General features: G+C 49.7%; 26 protein-coding genes and 4 tRNA genes. 1 reads left to right on the top strand and 29 read right to left on the bottom strand.

Annotated features, from left to right (window positions below):
* Positions 1–80 precede the first annotated feature (80 nt).
* The 23 genes from ACKTS9_RS00705 to ACKTS9_RS00595 form a co-directional block, all read right to left on the bottom strand.
* Positions 81–392 carry a hypothetical protein gene (locus ACKTS9_RS00705; protein WP_407878315.1) on the bottom strand — a complete coding sequence of 104 codons (312 nt, stop codon included), beginning with the start codon at positions 390–392 and terminating at the stop codon, positions 81–83.
* Between the two features lies 1 nt (position 393).
* A complete protein-coding gene (locus tag ACKTS9_RS00700; protein WP_205456675.1) occupies positions 394–807 on the bottom strand; it encodes a hypothetical protein in 414 nt (137 codons plus the stop codon).
* Positions 808–818: 11 nt separating this feature from the next.
* Positions 819–1,430, bottom strand: a complete 612-nt coding sequence (locus ACKTS9_RS00695) for a hypothetical protein (protein ID WP_087290467.1) — start codon at positions 1,428–1,430, stop codon at positions 819–821.
* 22 nt (positions 1,431–1,452) lie between these two features.
* On the bottom strand, positions 1,453–3,507 hold the full coding sequence (locus ACKTS9_RS00690; protein ID WP_407878312.1) for an ATP-dependent DNA helicase RecG: 2,055 nt from the start codon (positions 3,505–3,507) through the stop codon (positions 1,453–1,455).
* Positions 3,508–3,609: 102 nt separating this feature from the next.
* Complete coding sequence (locus ACKTS9_RS00685) at positions 3,610–3,903, bottom strand: hypothetical protein (RefSeq protein ID WP_087290471.1); 294 nt, start codon at positions 3,901–3,903, stop codon at positions 3,610–3,612.
* Positions 3,904–3,928: 25 nt separating this feature from the next.
* Positions 3,929–5,113, bottom strand: a complete 1,185-nt coding sequence (locus ACKTS9_RS00680) for a DUF3854 domain-containing protein (protein ID WP_407878310.1) — start codon at positions 5,111–5,113, stop codon at positions 3,929–3,931.
* A 77-nt stretch (positions 5,114–5,190) separates the two neighbouring features.
* A complete protein-coding gene (locus ACKTS9_RS00675; RefSeq protein ID WP_407878309.1) occupies positions 5,191–6,357 on the bottom strand; it encodes a hypothetical protein in 1,167 nt (388 codons plus the stop codon).
* 460 nt (positions 6,358–6,817) lie between these two features.
* The gene (locus ACKTS9_RS00670) at positions 6,818–7,906 is read right to left on the bottom strand and encodes a ComEC/Rec2 family competence protein (RefSeq protein ID WP_407878307.1); all 1,089 of its coding nucleotides are present in this window, start codon (positions 7,904–7,906) and stop codon (positions 6,818–6,820) included.
* Positions 7,907–8,016: 110 nt separating this feature from the next.
* Positions 8,017–8,826: a DUF262 domain-containing protein gene (locus ACKTS9_RS00665; RefSeq protein ID WP_087290479.1), complete on the bottom strand. Its 810-nt coding sequence runs from the start codon at positions 8,824–8,826 to the stop codon at positions 8,017–8,019.
* Entirely contained in the window at positions 8,813–8,983 is a 171-nt protein-coding gene (locus tag ACKTS9_RS00660) for a hypothetical protein (protein WP_158097860.1), read from the bottom strand. Before ACKTS9_RS00660 ends, ACKTS9_RS00665 begins: the two co-directional genes overlap by 14 nt.
* Before the next feature lie 129 nt (positions 8,984–9,112).
* Positions 9,113–10,465, bottom strand: a complete 1,353-nt coding sequence (locus ACKTS9_RS00655) for a tyrosine-type recombinase/integrase (protein ID WP_087290481.1) — start codon at positions 10,463–10,465, stop codon at positions 9,113–9,115.
* A gap of 381 nt (positions 10,466–10,846) precedes the next feature.
* Positions 10,847–10,922 (bottom strand) — tRNA-Phe (locus ACKTS9_RS00650).
* A gap of 5 nt (positions 10,923–10,927) precedes the next feature.
* Positions 10,928–11,004, bottom strand: a tRNA-Asp gene (locus tag ACKTS9_RS00645).
* 4 nt (positions 11,005–11,008) lie between these two features.
* A tRNA-Val gene (locus tag ACKTS9_RS00640) sits at positions 11,009–11,084 on the bottom strand.
* 95 nt (positions 11,085–11,179) lie between these two features.
* A tRNA-Gly gene (locus ACKTS9_RS00635) sits at positions 11,180–11,255 on the bottom strand.
* A gap of 76 nt (positions 11,256–11,331) precedes the next feature.
* Positions 11,332–12,216 carry an Hsp33 family molecular chaperone HslO gene (hslO, locus tag ACKTS9_RS00630; RefSeq protein ID WP_349217121.1) on the bottom strand — a complete coding sequence of 295 codons (885 nt, stop codon included), beginning with the start codon at positions 12,214–12,216 and terminating at the stop codon, positions 11,332–11,334.
* A 4-nt stretch (positions 12,217–12,220) separates the two neighbouring features.
* Positions 12,221–12,964 carry a class I SAM-dependent DNA methyltransferase gene (locus ACKTS9_RS00625; RefSeq protein WP_349217122.1) on the bottom strand — a complete coding sequence of 248 codons (744 nt, stop codon included), beginning with the start codon at positions 12,962–12,964 and terminating at the stop codon, positions 12,221–12,223.
* On the bottom strand, positions 12,964–13,557 hold the full coding sequence (yihA, locus tag ACKTS9_RS00620; protein ID WP_349217123.1) for a ribosome biogenesis GTP-binding protein YihA/YsxC: 594 nt from the start codon (positions 13,555–13,557) through the stop codon (positions 12,964–12,966). The genes ACKTS9_RS00625 and yihA overlap by 1 nt, the downstream gene beginning before the upstream one ends.
* A gap of 10 nt (positions 13,558–13,567) precedes the next feature.
* A complete protein-coding gene (lon, locus tag ACKTS9_RS00615; protein WP_407878302.1) occupies positions 13,568–16,015 on the bottom strand; it encodes an endopeptidase La in 2,448 nt (815 codons plus the stop codon).
* A 180-nt stretch (positions 16,016–16,195) separates the two neighbouring features.
* Positions 16,196–17,491, bottom strand: a complete 1,296-nt coding sequence (clpX, locus tag ACKTS9_RS00610) for an ATP-dependent Clp protease ATP-binding subunit ClpX (RefSeq protein ID WP_349217125.1) — start codon at positions 17,489–17,491, stop codon at positions 16,196–16,198.
* Positions 17,492–17,506: 15 nt separating this feature from the next.
* Positions 17,507–18,100, bottom strand: a complete 594-nt coding sequence (locus tag ACKTS9_RS00605; RefSeq protein WP_349217126.1) for an ATP-dependent Clp protease proteolytic subunit — start codon at positions 18,098–18,100, stop codon at positions 17,507–17,509.
* Positions 18,101–18,198: 98 nt separating this feature from the next.
* Positions 18,199–19,506 carry a trigger factor gene (tig, locus tag ACKTS9_RS00600; protein ID WP_407878299.1) on the bottom strand — a complete coding sequence of 436 codons (1,308 nt, stop codon included), beginning with the start codon at positions 19,504–19,506 and terminating at the stop codon, positions 18,199–18,201.
* 75 nt (positions 19,507–19,581) lie between these two features.
* Positions 19,582–20,259 carry a metallophosphoesterase gene (locus ACKTS9_RS00595; protein WP_349217128.1) on the bottom strand — a complete coding sequence of 226 codons (678 nt, stop codon included), beginning with the start codon at positions 20,257–20,259 and terminating at the stop codon, positions 19,582–19,584.
* 68 nt (positions 20,260–20,327) lie between these two features.
* On the opposite strand from ACKTS9_RS00595, the gene ACKTS9_RS00590 reads away from it, so the two are divergent.
* Complete coding sequence (locus ACKTS9_RS00590; protein WP_349217129.1) at positions 20,328–20,489, top strand: DUF1540 domain-containing protein; 162 nt, start codon at positions 20,328–20,330, stop codon at positions 20,487–20,489.
* Positions 20,490–20,540: 51 nt separating this feature from the next.
* Here the strand turns inward: ACKTS9_RS00590 and thrC are convergent, their stop codons facing one another.
* The 6 genes from thrC to lepB are packed head-to-tail and all read right to left on the bottom strand — an operon-like array spanning position 20,541 to position 25,334.
* Positions 20,541–22,007 (bottom strand): threonine synthase, encoded by a 1,467-nt coding sequence (gene thrC / locus ACKTS9_RS00585; RefSeq protein ID WP_349217130.1) that lies wholly within the window; start codon positions 22,005–22,007, stop codon positions 20,541–20,543.
* A 20-nt stretch (positions 22,008–22,027) separates the two neighbouring features.
* A complete protein-coding gene (locus tag ACKTS9_RS00580; RefSeq protein ID WP_349217131.1) occupies positions 22,028–22,951 on the bottom strand; it encodes a dipeptidase in 924 nt (307 codons plus the stop codon).
* Positions 22,952–22,961: 10 nt separating this feature from the next.
* Positions 22,962–23,324: a YraN family protein gene (locus ACKTS9_RS00575; RefSeq protein WP_349217133.1), complete on the bottom strand. Its 363-nt coding sequence runs from the start codon at positions 23,322–23,324 to the stop codon at positions 22,962–22,964.
* On the bottom strand, positions 23,321–23,929 hold the full coding sequence (rnhB, locus tag ACKTS9_RS00570; protein WP_349217134.1) for a ribonuclease HII: 609 nt from the start codon (positions 23,927–23,929) through the stop codon (positions 23,321–23,323). Before rnhB ends, ACKTS9_RS00575 begins: the two co-directional genes overlap by 4 nt.
* Positions 23,926–24,804, bottom strand: coding sequence for a ribosome biogenesis GTPase YlqF (gene ylqF / locus ACKTS9_RS00565; protein WP_349217135.1), 879 nt, complete (start codon positions 24,802–24,804; stop codon positions 23,926–23,928). Before ylqF ends, rnhB begins: the two co-directional genes overlap by 4 nt.
* A complete protein-coding gene (gene lepB / locus ACKTS9_RS00560; RefSeq protein ID WP_349217136.1) occupies positions 24,801–25,334 on the bottom strand; it encodes a signal peptidase I in 534 nt (177 codons plus the stop codon). The genes ylqF and lepB overlap by 4 nt, the downstream gene beginning before the upstream one ends.
* Positions 25,335–25,354: the final 20 nt, after the last annotated feature.

The following is a 25,354-nucleotide window of genomic DNA, read 5'->3' as shown; positions in this document are numbered from 1 at the left end:
CGCTGGATTCATGGCCCCATTGTACGCATATTTCGGGGAAAAACAAGAAAGCCGCCTCCCGAAGGAGACGGCTAATTGTATTATGCGTAAGAAATGAGCACTCCGCCCGGCAAATAGCCCAGAGGGCCCGCGCTCTTGAAATACTCTTCATCGCTGACCCAATCGAGGATGCACATGTCACCGCCGGTTCTCTTGCGGTACAAATCTTCCACGATTTCCTTGGCAGCCTGCTTGCTCGCCTCGGTTGCGGCCAGTTCGCTCGGCATACGTACACGGGTCAGAGCGAGTGCTTTGTAGCCGCTCGCCATCGTCAGGATTTCTCCCTTCAGCCACGCGAGCTCGTAACGGTCATCGGGCGGCAGCTGGGATACGAATTCAGCTTTCAAGTCCATATCAATTCTCCTTTGTCTCGATATCATCTGCGCTAAACAGAACATTACCTTCCAAATCCACCTGCCCCTGTTCCCAGAGGTATGCATACGCTTCCTCGGCCGTAGTCCAGGAATATACTCCATTACGGGTAATCATTTCTCCTGTTTCCTGGCCGGAATCGTCCACATAGGGCTGAGTCACATCCACACGGATGCCAGTATCGTCCGACAGAACCTCTGCATGGATATCCTGTCCGTTCGCCTCGAAAAACTCGTTGAAGATATCGAAGTACACCTCGACGGTCTCCAGCATTTCCGTCTTATTCAGGCCGGATTTCCGAACTTCCTCGGGTATCCCGGAATCGTTCCCGGAACACCCGCAGAGAGCGGCCAGTAACATCAGGCCGGCGGCCGCAAGAGCCAATTTCCGTTTCACACGAACACTCCTCACTTTTTGTCTTGCGCGGTGACAATCTGCCCCGCCTCAGAAATGTACGAAATGACCATTCTTCGGCCAAACCCAGCGGTCAGGCCGCAGAGGGCGAACGCCGAGAAGATAATCAGAGCCTCCGCGATGCTCCCCGTCGGGAAAACGGTTGCCAAAAGGAAGCCGCAGAGCATCATGGAGATTTCATAGGCAGGCCCCACGGAATTCAGGAAATCTCCGATTATACCGCAGGAGAGGAGCTCTGCCAGCGCCTGCGCCGTACGGAACTTCGCCGTATCCTTCTCGTTCTGCTCAAGACAATCCGCCGGACTTTCAAAAATCTGTCCGACAAGATAATGCCCATTCGGCAGAGACATCCGAAACAGTTTCACCAGTGGCCCAAATAGAAACTGGGACATAGCATAACATGTTATAATCAGAGACACCCCCTCCGTTAGCACGAACAAAACTTCCCCAAGGCGTTTCTGCGTCATATCAGAGAGCGTCATAGCGCTGGTCACGGCTGCCCATGTGATTGACGTAGCCACGAGGTAAAAGAACGGCCACGCGCCGCACAGAATCATTGCTTTTTTGAGCTTGGGCTCGTTGATTGTGATTGTTTTTGCCCTCATCGTCTTTCCCTCTTTGCAAAAATTATATGTCAGCGCTGTCCACCAGCATCTGCTGATACGTAGCGCCCTGAATTTTATCCGAGCCAATCAGGACTTTGGCCTGTTCGACACACTTCGCATACATATCCGGATGCTGAAGCATCAGCGTAACGCACTGGTCGAATCCGTGCTGTTCAATACCCACGAGGTTGCCAGTACCGCGAAGCGCCATATCTTCCTGTGCAATTTCAAAGCCATCGTTGGTTGCCACCATTGTCCGCAAACGCGGGTTATTTCTATCCTTGGAGAGCAGAACGCAGAAGCTCTGTGCGTCTCCGCGTCCCACACGGCCTCGCAGCTGATGAAGCTGAGCCAGGCCGAATCGTTCGGCATTCTTAATGACCATAACAGTTGCATTCGGAACGTTTACCCCAACCTCAACAATCGTGGTCGAGATGAGGATTTGAGCCTTTCCGGCGGCAAACTCCTCAATCCGCTTCTGTATTGTGTTTTTCTCCAGGTCTCCGGTGACTTTGGCGATATGGACTTCGGGATACTGTGCAAACCAGTCCTTCATCTTTTTGGCCGTCTGATTTGCGGATTCCACTTCGGCAAGCGCATCGCTGTCCGAATCCTCAATCAGAGGGCAGACAACATAACATTGATGTCCAGCCTGAATCTGACGATACATCGCCTCGTACACTTTTTCTTCGTTCCCGAAGACAACGGTTTGGACCGGCTTACGACCAGCAGGCATTGTGTGAATATTGATGACCTTTGTGTCTCCGCCATAAAAAGCGTTTGCCAGTGTACGCGGAATAGGTGTTGCCGTCATGCTGATGGAATGCACGCCGGTTCCAGTCTTTTCCCGGAATGCGGTTCGTTGCTTCACGCCAAAGCGATGCTCCTCATCAATCACGGCCAATGCGAGATTCTTAAAGACGACCGACTCAGAAATGACAGCGTGTGTGCCGACGATGACCTGTGCCTCGCCGTTTTCGATTTGCTTCAATACGTTTCGGCGTTCGGCAGCCTTCATCCCGCTGGCGAGATAGACGGTTTTGATGTTGCTTCCCTGCAAATCCTCCGAGAACTTGCGGTAGTGCTGTTCTGCCAGCACAGTGGTGGGCACCATGATAACCGACTGATATCCATTCTCAGCGGCGGCGACACATGCTGCAACTGCAACGACCGTTTTGCCGCAGCCGACGTCGCCCTGAACGAGTGCGTCAAGCCGCTTTCCGCTCTTCAGGCCAGCGAGGATAGTTTCGACAGCTTGTCTCTGGTCTTTTGTCATGGAGAACGGAAGGCTCTCCATAAACTGTACCGTCTTTTGGAAAGATTGCATCCGGTACGGAGTTGTATCGGAAAGCCCTTTGGCCCGCCAGGCCATTTTCAAGGCAAATGGGAACAGCTTGTCTGCAATGTTGCGCTGCGTCGCTTTTTCCAGGTCTGTATCAGACATGGGCGCATGCAGCATTCGAAAATACTCTTTGATTTCGGGGATTTCCAGAGCCGAACGGATATCAGCATCCAAAGAATCCTCAAAATCAGGGTCAGCAATCAGCATCGACGCTGCCAGTTTGACCGTATCTCGGAAATATTCGACGCTCATCCCGGGAATCTTCCGATACACTGGAATGATTCGGCCAAAATCCGATTTGTGACAGCTGTAAAAAACAGGTGCGGCCATAGAGAAATTGTTGAATGTGGGACTATACGAGATTTTTCCGCAGAAGATATAAGGAACGTACAGGTATAGTGTCCGTTCGATGTACGGCTGGTGGAACCAGGTAACGTTCAAGAGTGTACCAGAACCATCATCCACGATTGCGGTTACGTACTTTGGCCCGCTTCGGAACCCTTGGATTTTGCCCACGATAGCCACAGGGCCGTCGGTATCACCTTGAATTTCCGACATTCTGGTGATTTTTCTGAAATCATAATATTTTTTCGGCTGGGTAGAAGCCAACTGTTCTACTGTTTCAATTCCTGCCTTCAGAAGTTGCTTGCGCTTGAGGTCAGGGATATGCGTAAAATCAGTAATATGCACTTCTTGGCCCCCTTTACGCGCTTTTGCAAAACCTTTTTGTTTCATCTTTATACCCCTAATTATATCACATTTTTGCCTATATTGCAAATTTCCAGATTATTCCAAAAGAAAAAGCCGCCCTCGGGATGAGGGCGGCAATGCGAAAACTTAGAGGATGCAATCGGCAGGAATGCCGTACAGCAAGGCGCCTCCGTCGTCCTCGAGTTCAATCTCGTTCGCAAGTACCCGGCGGGAGTATCCGCCGGCATCGTCCTGAACGAACGAGCTGACAGCATCTTCCAGTTCCGCCGCATTCATCACGACTCCGGTATTCTCGCAATCGTCCTGCGCGAGGACGATTTTAAGGATTCCGTCTTCGGAATAGACATGCAGTTCGGTGCTTTCGTTCATGGCGTGATAGCTGAGAGCGTCGGCCAGAGTGCGAATGAAACTTTTCAACATGAGAATTACCTCCATTGTTTTGCTTTCATTTTTTCGGAATAGGCGGAAGAGGAATATTCTCCTGCTCCGCGCGTTTCTTTTTGAGGGCGAGGAGATAGTCGTCCACACCCTTTTGCTCAGTGCCCCAATCCCAATGGACCATTTCGAATCCATAAGAGCGGGCGATGGCATGAAGTTTACTGATTGCTCGGGCGACCTGCGGATTTGTCTCGCGGTCGGAATCGAATGCGTCAATCAGGTGTTTGATATTCTGCGTTTTCAGGAATTCGAGAAGTTCCCGCCACGAATCGTAGCAAAGTACGCCGGGGATGGCGATAAACCAGCCGTCACTCAGTACAGACGCGGCGGCGGCTTTCAAACCGCCCTCGGTCACATACACAGCGTCTTTGCGTTCCATCCCGGGAACCCCATAGAATGGGACATTTTTTGCGGCAGCGCCATGCGTTTTTGAAGAAGAGGAGAACCAACGATAGCGGGACATCTTTGCCTGCTTCACTTCATCCTCATCCATTTCCGGCGTGATTTTCACGTCATAGCGGACCTGAAGGCCGACAATGAGGCCGGTCTCATTCCGATACGGGATGAAATATCCACTTCCTGCGCAGTTGATTTCCGGCTTGCCGTATCTGGTATAAAAACCTGGTACACCTTCGATTTTGCACCCCTGTGCCTGCAAGCTCTGGCCGATAACATTCAGCCCGGACTGCGGCAGAGAGCGGAACCCCATTTTCTTAATATCCTTATCATCAAAGCCACGCGCCAGCAAATCGGCACGATGTTCTTTTGACAAGGTAAGATTATTGAGGAACGCCCGATAGGTCTTATCGAGTTCTTCATCCGGCAGACGGGGAACGGTTTCTTTCGGTTTCGGCTTTGTGTCCATCCGCATCTTAGCGAGCCCGGGGTTTCCCTGCATGGCATCCATGATACAGCGGTATGCATCGCTGTTTGACATGGAACCGAAGAACACCTTGTACAGACCCAAGATGCCGCCGTTTTTCTCAGCGGACATCCCTTTTGCCGGACAGCACGCACATTCACGGAAACAGTTCCATGTTTCCTTATTGAGGTTTACCTCAAATTCCTTTCCGGTATGGGGGCATTTTACCAATACCTCGCCTTTACCGTTGGGCTTGTCTCGACCTTTTTCAAACGCAGGATGGCACAAATCGTATAAGACGAAATTCATTGAGAACGGAAATTGCGACATCCCGTTTACCTCCTATGTACAGGCGGCAGAGGCTGTTCCCCCCTGCCGCCTGATTTGATTTTGATTAGCTCAGTGGCTTAACAGCGCAGCTCTTCGCAAACCATCTGCAAAGCAGTTGCGAAGATTTCGTTTGCCATACCGGGCCGCTCGTTGATTTTGTTCAGATGCCAACGCAGGAACTTGGGCCCGCGCTTCTTGTTTTCTGCGACTTCACGAATCGTCTGACCGGCGGTAGCCCCGTACGGGAAGTGACAGGTATACGCCTCTTCCACGGTCGTGGGCATCTTGTCGTTCAAATACGCATCGGGATTGTGCTCCTGGACGGGATTTGCTTCCGCATTGTCAGCCGCAACGGGTGCGGTGGATTCAGCGGGAGCGGCCTCCTGGGGCGCTTCCTGAGCCTGAGTCTGAGCCGATGCATCAGAGGCAGCGGCCGGTTCATTGGCGGGCTTTTCCGGCTCAGCGGCCACTTCGGCAGCAGGAGCTTCGGTTACGTTCTCGAGTGCAGGCCGCATCGAAAGCTGTTCGGCCTCACCGTCGGACAGGTCTGCACTGTTCCCAGGCTCCTCCTTATGCTCCTGTTCGGAAACAGCAGGGGATTCCTGGGTAGGCGCGGGAGCTTCCGCAACGGGGGGCTTTGCGATTGCCGGCGCGGGCGCGACAGGCGCTTCAGGTTCGGGCACAGGCTCAGCCTCGGCCGGTTCGTCCGCTACGGGCTTCTTTGCAGCAGCCTTCTTCTTGCGGCCCTTCTCAGGCTCGGCAGGCACAGCGGGAGCCGCCGGTGCCGGGATTGCCGGACGAGGGATACTCACGCCTTCTTCCTCAGCGGAAACAGCCTCCCCTTCCGCCTCAAGGTTGATGGGCATATCAAAGCCCAGGTCGCTCAGTGCGCGCTTTTTGGCGGCAATAACCGCATTGGATACGTAATCGCGGCCAGTCGGGTCATCGCTGTACCATTTGGTGGCGATACCGGTAGCACACGGCTCAGTATCTTCAGGACCACGGTAAACAAAGGCGGTCGCGGTCGCTTTCATGGCATCCATCGCTACGATGGTGTGAGTGATACGGCCTTTGGGGAACACGGTGCGGAACCAAGCTGCGGCGACTCTCCAGCGCATCGCACGGAAGGTCTCGGGCTGACCATTGGCGCCGATTCCGGTGAACTCCGTAAGTGCCTCATTCGGGTCAAAACCGTCTACGCGATACTGGGGAAGCAGCTTTTCGAGAGGGTTACGATTTTCCATTTTTCAGGTCTCCTTTTCTGACATGAATTTTTATGTACACAAAGAAAAATGCAGATACCGCATCACTTTCGTGGCACAGCATCTGCATTTAATTCTTTGATGTTTCTTATTGTACCGACTTTTCGGGGCGGGTGTTAGAACATTTCAAAAAAAAGAAAGGCCCTCTCGGAAAAATGAAAAAACGAGAGGGCCAAAGGGAGCGTCGGCGCGCAGTCAAAAGCGTCGCTCAGCGGAAAGGTAATTCGGAAACTTTCCGCGATTTTTATTATATGAACTTTTCGGGGGAAACGTTAGCTATTCATTCTCCCCCAAAAAAGCCCTCCCGCAAAAACGACGGGAGGGAGAAAGGAGATAAGTGTAGGACAACCAACCATACACGTCAAACAGTGAGGGAAAAATCTATCAAACTCCTCGCTGCTTTCATTGTACGGGCTTTTCGGGGAAAAGGAATCCTTTCTGATTAAAATTCCGTTTCCACGCGCAAGTCTTCGCCATCAGAGATGAAAACGATTGTCCCGTTTTCATCTGTTCGATACAGTTCAACTTCCGCATCACGGAGCTTCGAAGTCGTCTCATCGTGCGGATGACCGTAGCTGTTGTCTTTCCCGCACATGATGACCGCATACTGGGGCATGATTTCCCGCAACCAAGGATAGCTTGTACTGGTGCTTGAGCCGTGATGGCCGACTTTCAGTACATCCGCCGCCACATTGAACCCAGCATCCAAAATAGCGTGTTCCGATTCCCGCTCAGCATCGCCTGCCAGCAGGAAAGATGTCTCTCCAAAATCATAACGCAAGACAATCGAGTCGTTATTAAGGTCCTCTTTGTCGATTTCGATTGGGCCGAGCACTTGAAAGGATGATTGGGTAAGCTGGAACGTCTCCCCTGCTTCGGGATACACTATGTTTACATTGTTTTTCTCGGCCGCCTCCATCATATTGCGATAACAGGCCGTGTCATTTTCAACATCGGGTTTCAGCAATGTATCGACCTCGAAATTCGTTAAAATCTCTCCAGCACACCCGATATGGTCTTCATGAGGGTGCGTAGCCACAAAATAGTCGATTTGTTCAATGCCGAGTCCGTTAAGATACTCGATAACCAATGCCGCATCATCTCTGTTTCCGCAGTCCACCAGGATGGTATCTTCTCCGTTTTGAATCAGCGTGCTATCAGCTTGGCCTACGTTGATGAAGTGTACGACAGCTTCGCTTCCCGGCTCGGTGCTAATTTCAATCGGTTTGCTCGAAGCGGATAAATCCAATTCGCTATGAATCGCTCCATCTCCATCTTGCATTCCGTTAAAGAAATCTTTTGTTTCCTGGAACATATTCTGTCCGATACTCCATCCGGTCTGGACAACATATCGGATATCATTCCCGGTCACACCGAACAACGATAGGGTAAACAGAAGGACGGCAACAGATAGGATGATACTTGCCACCCGCTTAGTCATACGCCAGAGCAAAGAACCTGCCAGAAGCGCAATGATGATAACCAGAATGGTGCTTTGATTGTCTGAAATATAATTGATAATGTTCTGCATGGCAGAACCCCCTTTCGAAAGAGAATATTCTAATACAAATGGTAGACGCTTTTCGGGAAAACGCAATTTGATGAATAGAAGAAGGCCGGAAGTTAATCCGGCCCTCAAAATCAATTCTTCTTCGATGCGATACATTCCGCCAGTAGGTGCTCTGCCTTTTCAATGACTTTTTCGGATACCGGCCGGCCACCACGGTTCAGCATCAGGAACACACGCAAGACCATTTCCCGGTCCGCGTTTCGCAATTCCGCCAACGCTGTGTTGGCATCCAGGAAACGACGACGGTCCCGTCCGCTCAGCTCGTTATACATGACCCCCCGATATTCGAGTCGGTTCTCGTAGAAATCCAGAAGAGTCAGCAGCCGCTGTTTTCCGTCCACGATTTCGTAGCTCAAGCCATCTTTATGCCACTCTTCATCGGTGCGCTGCCGGAAAACAAACCGTCCGATATCGGCGCCCATGAAAATCGAATCCAGCAGGCTCTCCTTGTCTTCTTGTGTCCAGACGCGCTCTCGCTGATAATCCGGTTCAAAATCTACCCCGGCAAAAATGTGCCGGTAAATCAGTGATTCAATGGTCAGATTACTATACGAGAGCCGGATGTCCTCGTTACTTGAAAACGATGTGCTGCCCGGCATCTTCGGGCGAAGAGAAATCCAGGCAACAACCTGTTCCCGAATATCCGGCTTTTTCTGGGTCATGTCTACATCCCTTACGACATATACAAGACCGTCTTCAATGACTTCCAGCACAGTCGTTTCCGGCCAGGCCCCATGAACCACTGTGGCGCCAACAGGGAAATAGTATGTAGGCTTACCGGCGAACTTGGCCTGTGTCAGTGCGTCCTTGATGTCGCTCTTTTTCTTGGCTTCATCTTTTTCCCGCAGCTTTTCCGGTGATTCCTTTTTAGTTCTCCGCATTTTCTGCTTCCTCCAAATCTTTCAGAATATCGTAAAAATCCGCCCAGTGTGGGCAGGTATTGCTCTCGCCGGTTATAAAGATACCAGTCTGAGCGTTTCCGCAGGTGTGGTCGTTTGGGTCAAACCATCCACATCCGCCGCAGCGTTTTTCTTCCATCCTTTACCTCCAGATTTATATGTAATACAAAGAAAAATGCGGATGCCGCACCATTTTCGTGGCACAGCATCCGCATTCAATTCTTTGATAGGAACATTATATATCGTTTTTCGGGGCGAGACAATCCCCTCAGAGTGCCTCTGCAAGGAATTTGCCCACAAGCTCCGGGTCCATTACTCCGAAAAGCGTTTTCAATGATTCCTGCGTAATTCCCTCTGCAACGGCCTTTTGCACAATTTGACGGTATACTTTTTTACTTTCCTTCTGCCGTTTCGGCGAAATCCCCTGCACGGCGCCAGTCATCTGCTCTGCAATAATATGTACATAAGTGTCATAGGTGAAGCTCGCACTCTTGTGGCCGAGGATTTTTGAGAGGACTTTAATGTCTGCCCCATTCCGAATCATCATGCTCGCAAAGCTGTGCCTCAGCGTGTGCGGCCCGTTTGGATTTTCGATTTCAGCACGCCGGCAGATGGCCTTATAAGATGTCAGCAAGGAGCTATATGGGATAGTTACGTTCTCTTCACCACTGATAAGATTTGCATTTGGATTCTTTTTGCAGCGACGTACCAAACTGGAAGCGGCCCTGTATGCTGTATCCTCCCCAAGGGGAACATATCGGTCGCCACTGTCAGTTTTCGTTTTTTCCGAGTTGTACTGGACCATCGACCGGAACGTCGGGCTTTCGTCATCCATATCATAATACGCAACGGATGTGCGATGAATATGGATACGACGCTTCTCAAGGTCAACGTCTGCCGCTGTCAGTGCGGCCGCTTCACCAATACGCATCCCCGTGAAGAGAACAAGGACAAACGCATCGGCATGTTTGTACACGGGAAATCCATTCTTGGTCTGAGCGTAAGCAGCTTTCTCAAAACGGATAATCTCATCATCTGTAAAAAAACGCATCTCATTCTGTGTCGGGCTTTGAACCGCCGTCGGCTTTTTCACCTTGGCACACGGATTCGTTCGAATCAATCGGTCTTCCACGGCCTGCTCAAGGCAATCCTTCAGGTGAATTACCGTTTTTTCGACCGTCCTTGGCGCCAGCGGTTTGCCTGTCCATGGGCTGTCGTTATTCAACAGCGCATTCACCATTCTGGTCTGGATGACACTTACGGTCAGCTCACTCAGACGCAGGTTTCCGATGGTTGGAATAATTTGATTCGTAATGGTTCTACATAGGCGTGTGTAGGTAGATTGGCGTACGCTCTTGGCATCTCTCTTGTAGACCTTGGCCCACCACATAATGTAGTCTTTCAGATAAGGGTCATTTCCAAAGGCAGATGCATCACCGACCCGGCGACGGTATTCCATTCCTCGCTCGTAGGCTTCCTTTTTAGTGTTTCCTGTAAACGCCTTGTATTTCGTCCGGCCATTCTCGTATGTACCAGCGGGGATTTTGTATAGATATTTGCCTCCTACTTGGGAAAAATAGCCTTCTCCCTTTACTCCTCGATTCGCCTTCTTTCTCGCCATTTTCTTTTTTCTCCTTTCCAGACTCTGTCCAAAATAGCAACAATAAATTTCGTTTTTAAGTTTTCCAAAAATCCATTAACGCTATCGTTGTCAAAAAATTCGTTGGAAACAGGGTCTCGCTTTGTGCAATAAGGAGAATCTGCAAAAAAATCACCCGAAATAGGCCTTTTCGAACGAAAAATCAGCTACATTGATGGAATTTTGAAAAACGAGTATGTCTTACAGTGTTGCTATCTCCCAAAAATAGCGTACATCTTAGTACAAATGAGTACAGATAGATGTTTTTGTTTTCCGGCTTACGACGTTCGTAAAATGCACGGAAAAAAAGAAAAAGTGTCGAGAAACACTGATAAACACAGCATTTCTCGACACTTTTTACTTTGGTGCCTCCGGACGGAATCGAACCATCGACACGGGGATTTTCAGTCCCCTGCTCTACCAACTGAGCTACAGAGGCAAAAATGGCGACCCGGATGAGGCTCGAACTCACGACCTCTAGCGTGACAGGCTAGCGTTCTAACCAACTGAACTACCGGGCCACAATGGTGGAAGTTAACGGGCTCGAACCGCTGACCCTCTGCTTGTAAGGCAGATGCTCTCCCAGCTGAGCTAAACTTCCAAACTAAAACCAGCTTTTCTATTATATCAAACTCGGCTCTCTTTGTCAAGCACTACTTGATATTCTCTTGATCTGGCTTTACAAACAAGAGAAAATGGAGCGGCTTACGAGGCTCGAACTCGCTACCTCCACCTTGGCAAGGTGGCGCTCTACCAGATGAGCTAAAGCCGCATTTTTCTCGCCGCCTTCTCAAGCGGCGAGATTTATTTTACCTGATTTTCTTCGTTTTGTCAACACTTTTTTCCAATTATTTTTCAGCTTTTTTCTCCAGCGACGAAAGAAGCACTTTCAGGTCGATTTTGTACGTCTTATCGCAGAATTGACAAGATACTTCCGCTGTGGACTGCTCTTGTGCCATTTTCTCCAATTCAGCTTTACCAATGGAAATCAAAGCGCGCTCCACCCGCTCTCGCGTACAATCACAATGATAGCGTGTATTATGCACATCCAACACCTGGGGTGCAAATCCAAAAAGTGCACGCTCCATCATATCTTCCAGGGTCATCCCTTGCTGAAGCATCGATGTAACGCTGCTCATCTGCTGTACGTTCTTTTCCAACTGCGTGATCTCTTCTTCGGTCGCTCCGGGCAGAAGCTGAAGCAAGTAGCCGCCCGCATGCAAAATGGACAAATCACGGTCTACAAGTACACCAAGAGCACAAACTGTTGGAATTTGCTCACTTACCGCGTAGTAAGAGGTAATGTCTTCCGCAACCTCTCCGCTGACGAAAGGAACCTGCCCTACATACGGTTCTTTCAAGCCAAGGTCTTTTACAACGCTCAGCATTCCATCGTGCCCGATCGCACCGCCCACGTCCAATTTGCCATCCGCCCGAAGCGGCAATTCTACAATGGGGTTTTGTATGTATCCTTTTACCTCGCCGGCTCCGTTTGCAACAGCCAATACCAAACCGGCCGGACCGTCCCCTTTCATGCGCAAAGTAATGGAATCCGAGGCTTGTTTTAAAGTGGCGCTCATCAAACTGGATGCGGTCAAGAGACGGCCCAGCGCCGCAGAGGTGACTGCACTGGTTTTGTGAATACGCTCCGCCTCTCGTACAATTTCGGTGGAATCCACCGCATAAAAAATTATGCCACCATTCTCAGAAATGGCACGCAGCAATCTTGACATAAAATTACTTCTCCCTTTTTATTGCGGTAATCAAATACCGTTCGCTGTCATTCCGCAATGGTCCAAAACGTTCTCCATCACAGATTTCGAGAATCTTCAAGCCGGCAGCTTCACAGGCGTTCCGAATTTCGTCCATTGTGTAGTAATATTCCTGAAAAGACTCACTTTCACGAACACCGGTGTCCTTGTCCAGAAGATCAATGGTGATTTGTGTCAGGCGCGCTTTTTCGTCCAACTGGTTGCTCCAGGTGCAATAAACATCTTCCGCTTCCAGTTCAAAGACTTGATTCTCCAGCACGTGTTCATGTTTGTAGGGTGTATTCATATCAAACAGCATCAGGCCGTTTGGCTCAATAAAAAGAGCTGCTCGCTGAATCGCTTTGCAAAAATCTGCATATGGCCCGATATGATTCAAGGTATCAAAAGTGGAAACAGCTGCGCGCACTGTCCCATACAAATCCAAATCCAACAAATTCTGGCACAACAAAAGCAAATTGGAAACATTCTGCTCCTCTGCTTTTTCCCGGAGAATACAGAGCATTTCATCGGAGAGATCCACTCCGATCATATCATAGCCATCCTGCGCAAGGAGAAGGGTCAAATCGCCCGTTCCACACCCAAGGTCGACAACAATGCCGTCATTTACGCCGTGGGCCTTTAAGCGGCTTTTAACAGCCTTGTGCAGCGCATAATAATCTGCATCTTCATTGAACGCATCATAAACGTCCGCAAAAACGCCATACGCCATTAGCCGCGCACCTCTTCCACTGCACTTTCCAGTAAGTTCTGGAGCCTTTCAATACCCAATCCGGTACTTGCGCTTGTGAGCACGACGTCTCTGCAGCCAAACGGGAAACACTCATCTGCAAAATAGGCTGTCACCTTTTCATACTCACTTTTCTTCAGCTTGTCCGCTTTCGTAAGGGCAGCTACAAACGGAATTTGATGGTGCGCCAGATATTCCAGCATCATTCGGTCATCGGCGGATGGAGCATGCCGACTGTCCAGCAGCTGAATCAGCAGCGCATTTTTCCGTGCCTGTTCAAAATAGGTGTTGATCAAACGATCCCAGCGCTGCCGTTCAGCCTGGGCCACTTTGGCATATCCGTACCCGGGCAAATCCACAAAATAGACAGAATCCACCGTATAGAAATTGATTGTCGCCGTTTTGCCCGGCGTGGCGCTGACCCGCGCCAGACTTTTTCGATTGCACAGCTTGTTAATCAGCGATGATTTTCCGACATTGGACCGCCCGGAAAAGATAATTTCCGGGCGGTCACTTTCCGGCAGCTGTGCAGAAAGGCCGTAGGAAGCCTTAAAAGCTGCTTTTGCGTAATTCATAAATGCTCCTTTATTGCGGAATTGCAAGGGGCTGCTCCGTCTTTATTTCAGGAACAGGATGTTGTACCTTTTTCTCCGCTTTTTCCGGATGTTTCGCTTTTTTTTTATCTTTCAGAAGAGCAAGGCTCAAAACTTCCTCCAAACTGGAGACCGGATGGAATTCCAGAGCCTGTTTGACCACCGGATCCACTTCGTACAAATCCGGTTCATTGTCCTTTGGAATCAACACCATCGACATATGTTCCCGATAAGCCGCCATGCTCTTCTCTTTTAACCCGCCGATGGGCAGAACCTGCCCATGCAAGGTAATCTCACCTGTCATTGCCACATCGGAACGAACCGCACGGCCCGACAGGCAGGAAATCAACGCGGTTGTCAGAGTTACACCCGCCGAAGGGCCGTCCTTTGGGATTGCGCCTTCCGGTGCATGAATATGAATATCCGCGTTTTTGAAGACATCGGCAGCGTATCCATATTCGCTTGCATGAACTTTTGCATAGGTAATTGCCAGTTTGGCGCTTTCTTTCATGACTTCGCCCAAAGAACCCGTCAGTTCCAGTCGGCCGCTTCCGCCCGGCACCACCTGCACTTCAATGGGAAGGATCTCACCGCCCACACTGGTCCAGGCCAATCCATTTGCCACGCCAACCGAATCTTTTCGACTGTGAAACGCAGGTTTGACCCGCTTGGGTCCAAGAAGTTCTTCCAACTGGGAAGCGCCGATCGTCATGGACTCTGTTGTCCCCGCAGCGATTTGTTTTGCACATTTGCGCAAAAGCTGTGTGATGGTGCGCTCCAGATTCCGAACACCTGCCTCCTGGGTGTAACCATCGATGATACCGTAAATCGCGCTTTGATTCAACTTGACTTTGCCTTTCAGACCAGTAGCGGCAAGCTGTTTTGGCACAAGGTGTCTTTTGGCAATTTCAAATTTTTCTACACGAGTGTAGCTGGAAAGCTCGATTACATCCATACGATCCAGCAAAGGTCTGGGAATGGTATCCAGCGTATTGGCTGTCGTAATAAACAAAACATCGCTCAAATCGAACGGGATATCCAAATAATGGTCTTTGAAAGAAACATTTTGTTCCGGATCCAAAGCCTCAAGCAGCGCTGCCGCAGGATCCCCGCGGAAATCACTGGCCAGTTTATCTACCTCGTCCAGCAACAACAAGGGATTGGAACTTTTAGCCGTGAGGATGGCATTGATAATCTTTCCCGGCATTGCTCCGATATAGGTGCGCCGATGTCCCCGGATTTCAGCTTCATCCCGAACACCGCCCAAGGACATCCGGGCGTATTTGCGTCCCAAGCACTGGGCAATGGAACGCGCAATCGACGTTTTACCCACACCCGGAGGCCCGACCAGACAGATGATCTGCCCTTTTACATCCGGCGCAAGCTTACGCACCGCCAGAATTTCAAGGATTCTCTCCTTCACCTTTTTCAGGCCGTAATGTTCTTTATCCAAAAGCGCCTGCGCCTTCTGAATATCCAGATTATCCGGTGTAAAAACGTGCCAGGGCAAATCAAGGCATGTGTCCAAATAGGTGCGAATGACAGAGGCCTCTTGCGTGTTCCCCTGCATTTTATACAGACGGTCGGCCTCTTTGCGCAGCTTTTCCGACGCTTCTTCCGGCAGTTGGAGAGCATCAATTCTTGCCCGGTACTCCTCAGCCTCTTTGCGCGTATCTTCCGAGTCATCCAGTTCATCTGAAATCACACGCATTTGTTCACGCAGATAGTAATCTCTCTGATTTTTATCCATCTGCTCATTTACTTTTGTCTGAATATCCTTTTCAATGCGCAGGATCTTTGTTTCCCGGCGCAAAACCTCAAGAATTTTTTCCAACCGGCCAAGCAACGTGCCCTCATTCAGCAAAAGCTGTTTATCGGTATATTTCAGAAGCAGATTGCCCGGAATATAGTCGCACAAAAAGGCGGCGCTGTCGCTGGTGATAATGGTATATACCACATCTTTCGGCATCCGGGTATTCAGGCCGATATATTCTTCAAAGGCTGTTTTGATGCTGCGGAGCAAAGCCTCTATGCGCGCGGGATCACTGCTTTTTCCACCGCGCATGGCAGATGCTTTGGTGGATGCCAACAAAAAGCGCCCGCTGGAATCCAGCGTCAAAAGCTTTGCACGATATTTTCCCTCAACCAAAACTTTGACCAAGTCATCGGAAACACGAAGGACCTGCTTGATTTCAGCCACAACGCCATAAGGATACACGTCCTTGAAGCCGGGGTCCTCCACATCCATGTCCTGCTGCGCCGTCAAAAACACCGCATTGTTGTTATTCATCGCCCACTCGATCGCTGCGATGGACTTGGGGCGTCCCACTTCAAAGTGAATGACGTTTCCCGGAAATACAACCAGTCCACGCAGCGCAATCGCCGGGAGCCGAAGGATATCTGCATTTTTATCCAAAATAATTTTTACCTTTTCTGACATCACGGAGCCTCCTAAATCCAATGTTGTGATGATAAAGGTATGTATCGTTCAACTTATCGCCAGATTTTGAATCGTGCAACAAGCGATGGGGTTACTATACCAATTGAGTTACTATTATATCTTATAAATGTGAATTTTTCAATCAATATGCAAAAAAGCGGGTGATTCCACCCGCTTTTTTTATTCGTTGCTTCCCGGATTTGTGTCCTGATAACGAACGCGTGCCATTCCGTGCTCAATTTCCGGCTTTTCGCCTTCAATCGTCGCCGCTGTTACCGTCACCCTGGTGATGGTAGGATCGCTGGGGATATCGTACATGATCCCGATCAAGGCTTGCTCCATCACACTGCGAAGGCTGCGCGCGCCACTTTTCAAAGCAATGGCTTTCTTCGCAATGGCATGAAGCGCCTCATCGGTAATCACCAATTCTGTATTATCCAGTTTGAGCAGCGCTTCATATTGTTTTACCAAGCTGTTTTTTGGCTCTTTCAAAACCCGCACCAGTGCATCTTCATCCAAGGGATCCAGAACTGTAACAACTGGAATACGTCCAATCAGTTCCGGAATCAGGCCATAGCGCACCAAGTCGTGCGGTTCCACCAAACGAAGAAGATTTTGACGTTCTTTTTCCGCATCAACTTTCAGTTTGCCGCCAAATCCCAATGAAGAGGTATCCGTGCGTTTTTGAATATGTTTTTCCAGCCCCTCAAAAGCGCCGCCGCAAATAAACAAAATGTTTTTGGTGTTTATTTGAATAAATTCCTGCTGAGGATGTTTGCGTCCGCCCTGCGGCGGCACATTGCTCACAGTCCCCTCCAGAATCTTCAAAAGCGCCTGCTGCACGCCTTCTCCGCCAACGTCACGCGTGATGGAAGGATTCTCACTCTTTCGAGTGATCTTGTCAATCTCATCGATGTAGATAATTCCTTTTTCTGCGCGCTCAATGTCAAAATCCGCCGCCTGAATCAACTTCAGAAGGATATTCTCCACGTCTTCGCCCACATAGCCGGCTTCTGTCAAGGTGGTAGCGTCCGCAATTGCGAACGGAACATTCAGCATCCGTGCCAACGTCTGCGCCAGCAACGTTTTGCCTACGCCGGAAGGGCCAAGCAGAAGCACATTGCTCTTCTGAAGATCCACATCCAGAGAATCTTTGCTGAGAATTCTCTTATAATGGTTATAAACCGAAACAGACAAAACCGTTTTTGCTGCATCCTGTCCGATTACATATTGATCCAGTCCGGCTTTGATCTGTGCCGGAGTGAGAATGCGAACTCCGGCATTTGTGTCCGAATGACGGGCGGAACGCCGCCGGGGGGCTGCCTCTTCTTCATCACCCATCATGGAATGGCACAGTTCAATACACTCGCTGCAGATATTCACACCGGGGCCAATGAACATGCGCTCCACCTCATCCTGCGACTTTCCGCAGAAGTTACAGATGAGATGCTTTTCTTTATTATTTTGATTTGCCATATAACACCGCCGAAATTATCGTTTCTCAATTACAGCGTCAATCAGGCCGTAATCAAGTGCTTCCTGTGCACTCATATAATTATCGCGTTCCGTATCCAGTTCAATCTGAGACAGAGGCTTGCCCGTGCGCTCAGCCAAAATATGATTCAAACGGCTGCGGATGCGCACCAGATGATCTGCATGGATCTTGATGTCTGTGGCCTGGCCAGTGAGTCCGACCTGTCCGCCGATCAAGGGTTGATGAATCATAATTTCACTGTTGGGCAGCGCCAAACGTTTCCCCTTTGCGCCGGCCGCCAGCAGAAAAGCCCCCATGGATGCAGCCATGCCCATGCAAATGGTTGAAACATCGCACTTGATATAATTCATCGTATCATAGATTGCAAAGCCATCGGTGATGGAACCGCCGGGGCTGTTGATATAAAGGCTGATATCCTTTTCCTGATCCTGACCTTCCAGATACAAAAGCTGCGCCACAACCAAACTGGCGGTCGCAGAATTCACCTCGTCGGAAAGCACAATGATGCGGTCGTTTAACAGGCGGGAAAAAATATCATACGAACGCTCACCGCGCGCAGTTTGCTCAACTACATAAGGAACTAAACTCATTCTTTTGCCTCCTTTGTCCTATGTATGAAGTTGACCGATACGCGCATTCGCTGCGCATATCGGTCAACCATCGCATTCATTCGACAGGAATCCGCTTTTTACTCAGCTTTTTCCTCGCTGACTGTCTCCGTGGTAATCTCTGCGTTGGACTTCACAAAGTCAATCGCCTTATTGACAGCCAGGTCTTTCTTTACTTCCGCTTCCGGAACGATGCCGCGCACTTTTTCCTCTTCCATCTTATAGGCTTCGGCAATGCGCTTTACTTCGTTGTCAAAATCTTCCTGAGATGCTTCGATGTTCTCGGCCTTTGCCACCGCTTCCAGAGCAAGGCGAATCTTCACCTGTTTCTCAGCCTGCTCTTTGAAACCGTCGCGGAACTTCTGAACGTCACCGCCCATATACTTCAGGTAATCCTGCAGACGCAGGCCCTGCTGCTGGAGACGGTACTCAAAATCGCGAACCATTTCATCGATGCGGGTCTCGATCATAACAGGAGGAATTTCGCCCCCCATCGTGGCAATGACCTGATCCACCAGATCATTCTCCACTTCCAGCTCGGCTTCTTTTTCAGCCTGCTCTTCCATGCCTTTGCGAATGCTGGCTTTCAGCTCATCCAGCGTGTCGTACTCAGAAACGTCTTTCGCAAACTCATCGTCCAAAGTCGGCAGCTCTTTATGCTTAACCTCGTTCAATTTCACCTTGAACACAGCAGCCTTGCCGGCCAGCGCTTCCGCCTGATACTGCTCGGGGAACGTCACATTCACGTCGAACTCTTCACCTGCGGAATGGCCAACAATCTGATCCTCAAAGCCGGGGATAAACTGGCCAGAGCCCAGGGTCAGCGGGAAGTGTTCGCCCTTGCCGCCCTCAAATGCAACACCGTCTACAAAACCTTCAAAATCAATATCAGTGATATCACCGTTCTCGGCAGCCCCCTCACGGGTGATGATGCGGCTGTTACGGTCCTGCATACGTGCGATTTCAGCGTCCACAGCACTGTCTTCCACAGTGTGGACCTTTTTGGTTGCTTTTAAACCTTTGTAGGTGCCGATTTTCATCTCGGGCTTTACGGTCACGACCGCTTTCAAAACAACACCGTCATTCAGGTTGGCAGAAACAACTTCTACTTCCGGACGGTCCACCGGCTCGATACCGCTCTCTTTGACAGCCTCATCATAGGCCTCAGGGAACAGATCGTTGATTGCGGGATAATAGAAAACATCCGCACCATACATTTTTTCGATCATGTGACGGGGAGCCTTTCCTTTACGGAAGCCCGGAATATTGTACTTTGCGACTTCTTTTTTAAACGCTTTATCGACTGCGGCGCTGAAAGTAACCGCATCAATGGAGAACTGCAGTTCGTGGCTGTTATTTTCCAATTTTTCATTTTTTACGAGATTCATTCTGGTTCCTCCAATAAAAGAAAACTTTCAATTGATGATTATATCACATATTTCTGCAAATTGCTACCATCAAAATCAAATTTTATACGGACAAAATCTAAGTGCGTCCGCGCTGATCAAACGATATTCAATTCCGTCCACATTCCCCTGCACCGCGTGCGGGATATAACCTCCGTGCAGATGTCCGTAAAAGCAGCGCTTTACATGATATGTTTTCAAAATTTCGACGACTTGCTGTGCATCTGCTCGCGGGTAAATAGGCGGATAATGCAAGAAGACCACTTTCTCCGCGTCTTTGGCTGCTTCCAGAGACGCAATCAGACGGCCGCACTCCCTCTGCATAATTTTTTCATCATGCGGCTTTCCCTGATCAAATAACCAGCTGCGAGTGCCACACAAAGCAATCCCTTCGCTCTGCACACAATTATTGTGAAGAAAGGAAATGCTTGAAAATTTCTTTTCTTCCAGATAGCGTTCCATCTTTGCCATGGTACACCACCAGTAGTCGTGGTTGCCCTTCAGCAACACCTTTTTTCCGGGCAAAGCATGAAGGAAGGCAAAATCTTCGTCACATTCCGACAGACTCATGGCCCATGATGTGTCACCGGCCAGCACTACGATATCCTCCGGTGAAACCAATGCACGCCAGTTCTTTTCGAGACGCTGTACATAGTCCTGCCATCCAGGGAAAATATCCATCGGCTTTTTGCCGTTTAACGAAAGATGCAGGTCTCCAATTGTAAAAATTGCCATAGAAATCTCCGAATCATTCTTTCTGCATGAGACATACTAGTCCTATCTCATGAAAAGGAGGCTTTGATATGCACAAAGAGGAAAAAGTCCTGCAGGGCATTTGTTGTGAAGTTTCCAATTGCGTGCACAACAACGGCCATTGCTGCTGTACTGCCAAAAGCATCAACGTAAAAAACCGCATGGCTGTTCTGGGAGAAGAAACCATGTGCGAAACGTATGAGCAAGCTTAACTTTGTATATGGAATAGGGCGGTTTCGTCTTGGAAACCGCTCTTTTTCCTTTTACAGCGACAAGGCTACCTGCCGAATTTCTTCTTTGGAAATCACCTGTCCAAAGCGTTCTGTCTGGCCACGAAGAACACGCAGACTTTCCGGAGCGGGCATCCCGCTCTTTTCTTCCAATGTGCGCAACGCCTCAAATTCATCAGCCGGCACACTCTGTCCCAGCGCAGCCAATACACTGGCGGGGAATTTGTACGGACTTGCGGTGGACAAAATCACGCAGGGCTGCTCCGCCGTATTTGTCCGCAGCGAAGCGGCCACATGCCAAGCCACCGCCGTATGCGGATCCATCAGATATCCGTTTTTTTCAAAACAGCGTCGGATCTCCTGGGCACCATCTTCGTCATTGGCACAGCCACATGCAAAATGTTCTTGGATCTGTGCCAGTGTCTCATGATCCACCTGGTAATGGCCCTGCTGATTTAACTGTGCCATCCAGTCAGCAACCTTTTTGCTGTCTCCGGTAATATGATACAGCAACCGCTCCAAATTGGAAGACACCAGAATATCCATAGACGGAGATTCTGTCTTATAGAATAAACGCCGGGCATCGTAAACGCCCGTGGTAAGGAAATCCGTCAGCACATTGTTTTTATTGGAAGCACAAATCAACTTGCCAACCGGCAGCCCCATTCTTTTGGCATAATACCCCGCCAGAATATCACCGAAATTGCCGGTGGGAACGCAGAAATCAACCCTCTCACCATTCTCAATGACTTCTTGCCGCACCAGCTGCGCATAAGCGTAAAAATAATAAACAATCTGCGGGACAAGACGGCCCCAGTTAATCGAGTTCGCGCTGGAAAGCTTTTCTCCTTTTTCAGCCAGACGTTCTGCTACAGCCGGATCTCCGAACACTCGTTTCACGCCGGTCTGCGCATCGTCAAAATTCCCCTGAACCGCATAGACGGCCACATTCTCACCTTTTTGCGTGACCATCTGCAACCGCTGAATTTCGCTGGTCCCTTCATTGGGATAAAACACGGCAATCTTGATGCCGGGCAAATCCGCATAACCTGCCAGGGCAGCTTTACCCGTGTCGCCGGATGTGGCTACCAGAATTTTGGTAACATTCGTATCACCCAAAATTTCTTTGGCTTGGACAAGAAGCTTGGGCATCAGCTGAAGCGCATAATCTTTGAAGGCGCAGGTCGGGCCATGCCAAAGTTCCAGCGAATACATTCCGGAATCTCCAACGGGCGATACATACCCGGCTTTCTGTGCAAAGCGCTCGCCGCCATACGTCTGCTCTGCAGCCTTGCGCAAAAACTCCGGCGCATAATCCGTAAGGAACAAAGAGATTACTTTCTGTGCGGTTTCAGGATAAGACAAATCCAAAACTTCTTCTACAGGCAACGAAGGAAACTGTTTCGGAACAAACAATCCGCCGTCTGGTGCGATTCCCCGCAAAATTGCTTCAGCGGCTTGAACAGAAAGTTGATCGTTTCGCGTGCTGGTGTATTCCATCTTGAACTTCCCCCTCTATTTTACAATGTGCGCAACCAAAAGCGGCGCGCATTTTCAAAAAAGATTCCCTGAAGAATTTTCTCATCGATTCCCTTTTGCAAAAGATAGTGATACAGCGCTGGAATATGAGAAAGATCTGCTACCTCCCGAATGGGGATCGAACCATCAAAATCCGTTCCGAAACTAAGCGCTTGCCCTGCGCCCAACTCCAGAAAATGATTTACATGGCGGTATACCGCATCCATGGAGTCCACTTCCCGTGGGCCGAGCAGAAAATCCGTATAAAGATTCACGCCAATCAAACCACCGCGCCGCGAGATTTCCTGAATCTGACGGTCTGTCAGATTTCTGCAATGGCCGGTTATTTTGCGTGCATTGGAGTGGCTCGCCAGCACCGGGCCGCTATACAGAGAGAAAACATCCGACACGCCTTCGTCAGAAAGATGCGAAATATCTGGAATGATTCCATACTCCGGCAGCGCTTCAACGACTTGCCTTCCAAAAGGCTTCAACGCGCCGCCTTCCGCGCTTCCATATCCTAATTCATTTTCCCCGAACCAAGTGAGCGTAAGAAGTTTTACCCCATCCTGCGCCAGTTCCTGCAGCCGGTCCAAACGTCCCTCCAGTGCGGACCCGTTCTCTACAGACAAAATTGCTGCGCATTTGCCACTTGCAAAGGCATCTTCCATGTCATCGGGGGTTCGGCATTGCAAAATTTTCTCCGGATACTTACGTAAAATGCTCTGAAAAAAATCCCGTTCACGGCAATAGCATCCATACGCATCTCCCGCCTGATTGTCATGAATGAACAATGCAAAAACCTGACCCCAGCGGCGCAATCCAGCCGCTTTTGAAAAACTGACATGCCCGGCGGAAGCAGCCAGATCCTGACCGCTTTTCATAAGCTGTACGACCGTATCGCAATGCAAATCGAAAAAATCCAATACTTCACCCCTATTCTACAGAAAAAGCATTTTCAAAACAAGCTACTTGTGCATTTCCTGTCTCATCCGGGATCACTTCCACTACGTCAAACCTCATGGGGCAATCCCCCAGATCATTTTGCTGGATAAAACTCTGTGCCGCATAAATGAGGCGCCGCTGTTTTTCGCGCGTGACTGCTTCGCGCGGCTCTGCATGCCGACTGGAACTACGCGTCTTTACTTCTACAAAAACAATCAAATCGCCTTTTTCGGCCACAAGGTCAATCTCACCGAAACGAGTCCGATAACGTGCATCCAGAAGAGAGTATCCTCGTTTCCGATAATAACGCGCCGCCATGCTCTCGCCCCAGGCGCCCAGCACTTCCCTTTTCATTTTACGTACCCGCGTTTTTTTAAGAACGATTTTCGATAAAAAGGCTGGATCCCGTATTGGTCCAGAAGTTGATAGTGCAATTTCGTAGGATACCCTTTATGCTTTTCAAGTTGATACTGGGGATATTGCTTGGCCAAATCTTCCATAAAGCGATCTCGCGTTACTTTCGCCAGAATGGACGCTGCGGAGATACTTGCCGATTTCGCGTCCCCTTTGACTACTGCCTGCGCGGGAATGTCTAATTTCGGGCAGCGGTTCCCGTCGATCAGCGCCAGAGACGGGCGCTGAGAGAGTCCCTCGACCGCTTGCTGCATCCCCAGCATGGTGGCTCCCAGAATGTTCAGTTCATCAATTGTTTCCGGTCCGATCAGACACACTTTATACGCCAGCGCACGGCGTACAATTTCCTCAAAAAGAATTGCCCGTTTTTTTTCACTCAATTTTTTGGAATCATTGATTCCCTCAATGGGATCCGAAGGGTCCAGAATAACAGCCGCTACGCTCACCGGACCGCAAAGGGGCCCGCGGCCCGCTTCATCCACCCCACAGATCACTGGAAAATCCGAACCATACGCAAGATCAAACGCATACAAATCTTCGGTCATAAATCCTCCGGCCTTTCCAGTGAAATTCGCCCGATTTTGCTCGCGCGGAACTCATCTACCAGCATAATTGCAGCCCGTTCGGTGTTCACTGCGCCGCCGCTCATCAGCATACCGCGTTTCTTTCCAATCGCCTCCAGAAGATCGTACGGTTCCAGCTCCAAATCCTCCTGTGTCAGACGATAGCGCTCTGCCAATTTTTGAGGGTCGATCGCCTGCATTTCCTCCAAAAGGCCCACTGCAATTTCTTCAATATCCAAAATATCATCCTTGATGGAGCCAATAAAGGCCAGATTGCTGGCAGTTTTATAGGAATCAAATTTCTTCCACAAAACCCCCGGCATATCCAAAAGGTCATAATTTCCTACGCTGACCCACTGCTTTCCGCGCGTAACACCCGGCTTATCCGCCGCTTTCGCCTTCGTGGTACCTGCAAAGCTGTTGATAAATGTGGATTTTCCTACATTCGGAATGCCGACCACCATCACACGAATCTTAGCGCCCGCCATTCCCTTCATGGAACGCCGGCTCAAAAGTGCCTCCAATTCCTGCCCGATCGCAGCTTTCACGCCGGCGATTCCCGCACGGTTTTTACTGGACAGCGCAACGCAGCCATCGCCTTCCCGTGTAAAATACGAAACCCAGCGCGCGGTAACATTGGGATCGGCCAAGTCCGCCTTGTTCAGAACATACAAATGCGGTTTTCCCCGCGTGATGCGGGCAATTTCCGGGTTCAGACTGCTATACGGAATGCGTGCATCCAAAATCTGAAGAATTACATCCACTTGTTTCAGGCTTGCTTCCATCACCCGCAGCGTCTTGGCCATATGTCCCGGAAACCATTGAATTTGACGCTGATTCACCAAATCATTGCTCATGCTATCTTCCCCAATCGATTCAAAGGCGCTATGCGGAACAGCACCTTTCCCAAAATGCTCCGCTCATCGATCAACCCCACCTGTGAAGAGCGACTATCGGTAGAATGCGGACGGTTATCCCCCATCAAAAAGACCTTTCCCTGCGGAACTGTAAGCGGAAATTCCACATCAAAACTCTGCTGTGTGGGCGCCGAAATATAAGGCTCGTCCAGTACTTCTCCATTTACGGAAACCTCGCCGGTTTCAAAATCGATGTCCACCGTATCTCCGCCCACCGCGATGATACGTTTGACCAGCGGATCGCCATACTCAATATAGCTGTCCACCACTACCACATCTCCCCGGTGAGGCTTGTAAAGCATACTTTGGACCACTACGCGGTCTCCGCCCTGTAACGTTGGCTCCATAGAGCTTCCGGATACTACAATAATTCGGCAAACAAACACAAATACAAGGACAATGACCGCCAGTGCAAACACCAGCGAATCATACCACTCAAAAATTTTATTTTCCCGTCTTACCTTTTCCATCCAGGCATCACCTCTATTCC

It is taken from the genome of Owariibacterium komagatae, from assembly GCF_045865535.1.
Lineage (GTDB): Bacteria > Bacillota > Clostridia > Oscillospirales > Ruminococcaceae > Ruthenibacterium > Ruthenibacterium komagatae.
The sequence above is the reverse complement of the archived record's forward strand: the minus strand, read 5'-3'. Positions and strand labels throughout refer to the sequence as shown.

Excerpts from the sequence above, each read along its gene's own strand:
- ACKTS9_RS00705 (WP_407878315.1), bottom strand. The coding sequence starts at position 392 with ATGGACTTGAAAGCTGAATTCGTATCCCAGCTGCCGCCCGATGACCGT.
- ACKTS9_RS00695 (WP_087290467.1), bottom strand. The coding sequence starts at position 1,430 with ATGAGGGCAAAAACAATCACAATCAACGAGCCCAAGCTCAAAAAAGCA.
- ACKTS9_RS00690 (WP_407878312.1), bottom strand. The coding sequence starts at position 3,507 with ATGAAACAAAAAGGTTTTGCAAAAGCGCGTAAAGGGGGCCAAGAAGTG.
- ACKTS9_RS00685 (WP_087290471.1), bottom strand. The coding sequence starts at position 3,903 with ATGTTGAAAAGTTTCATTCGCACTCTGGCCGACGCTCTCAGCTATCAC.
- ACKTS9_RS00680 (WP_407878310.1), bottom strand. The coding sequence starts at position 5,113 with ATGTCGCAATTTCCGTTCTCAATGAATTTCGTCTTATACGATTTGTGC.
- ACKTS9_RS00675 (WP_407878309.1), bottom strand. The coding sequence starts at position 6,357 with ATGGAAAATCGTAACCCTCTCGAAAAGCTGCTTCCCCAGTATCGCGTA.
- ACKTS9_RS00670 (WP_407878307.1), bottom strand. The coding sequence starts at position 7,906 with ATGCAGAACATTATCAATTATATTTCAGACAATCAAAGCACCATTCTG.
- ACKTS9_RS00665 (WP_087290479.1), bottom strand. The coding sequence starts at position 8,826 with ATGCGGAGAACTAAAAAGGAATCACCGGAAAAGCTGCGGGAAAAAGAT.
- ACKTS9_RS00660 (WP_158097860.1), bottom strand. The coding sequence starts at position 8,983 with ATGGAAGAAAAACGCTGCGGCGGATGTGGATGGTTTGACCCAAACGAC.
- ACKTS9_RS00655 (WP_087290481.1), bottom strand. The coding sequence starts at position 10,465 with ATGGCGAGAAAGAAGGCGAATCGAGGAGTAAAGGGAGAAGGCTATTTT.
- hslO (WP_349217121.1), bottom strand. The coding sequence starts at position 12,216 with ATGTCAAGATTGCTGCGTGCCATTTCTGAGAATGGTGGCATAATTTTT.
- ACKTS9_RS00625 (WP_349217122.1), bottom strand. The coding sequence starts at position 12,964 with ATGGCGTATGGCGTTTTTGCGGACGTTTATGATGCGTTCAATGAAGAT.
- yihA (WP_349217123.1), bottom strand. The coding sequence starts at position 13,557 with ATGAATTACGCAAAAGCAGCTTTTAAGGCTTCCTACGGCCTTTCTGCA.
- lon (WP_407878302.1), bottom strand. The coding sequence starts at position 16,015 with ATGTCAGAAAAGGTAAAAATTATTTTGGATAAAAATGCAGATATCCTT.
- clpX (WP_349217125.1), bottom strand. The coding sequence starts at position 17,491 with ATGGCAAATCAAAATAATAAAGAAAAGCATCTCATCTGTAACTTCTGC.
- ACKTS9_RS00605 (WP_349217126.1), bottom strand. The coding sequence starts at position 18,100 with ATGAGTTTAGTTCCTTATGTAGTTGAGCAAACTGCGCGCGGTGAGCGT.
- tig (WP_407878299.1), bottom strand. The coding sequence starts at position 19,506 with ATGAATCTCGTAAAAAATGAAAAATTGGAAAATAACAGCCACGAACTG.
- ACKTS9_RS00595 (WP_349217128.1), bottom strand. The coding sequence starts at position 20,259 with ATGGCAATTTTTACAATTGGAGACCTGCATCTTTCGTTAAACGGCAAA.
- ACKTS9_RS00590 (WP_349217129.1), top strand. The coding sequence starts at position 20,328 with ATGCACAAAGAGGAAAAAGTCCTGCAGGGCATTTGTTGTGAAGTTTCC.
- thrC (WP_349217130.1), bottom strand. The coding sequence starts at position 22,007 with ATGGAATACACCAGCACGCGAAACGATCAACTTTCTGTTCAAGCCGCT.
- ACKTS9_RS00575 (WP_349217133.1), bottom strand. The coding sequence starts at position 23,324 with ATGAAAAGGGAAGTGCTGGGCGCCTGGGGCGAGAGCATGGCGGCGCGT.
- rnhB (WP_349217134.1), bottom strand. The coding sequence starts at position 23,929 with ATGACCGAAGATTTGTATGCGTTTGATCTTGCGTATGGTTCGGATTTT.
- ylqF (WP_349217135.1), bottom strand. The coding sequence starts at position 24,804 with ATGAGCAATGATTTGGTGAATCAGCGTCAAATTCAATGGTTTCCGGGA.
- lepB (WP_349217136.1), bottom strand. The coding sequence starts at position 25,334 with ATGGAAAAGGTAAGACGGGAAAATAAAATTTTTGAGTGGTATGATTCG.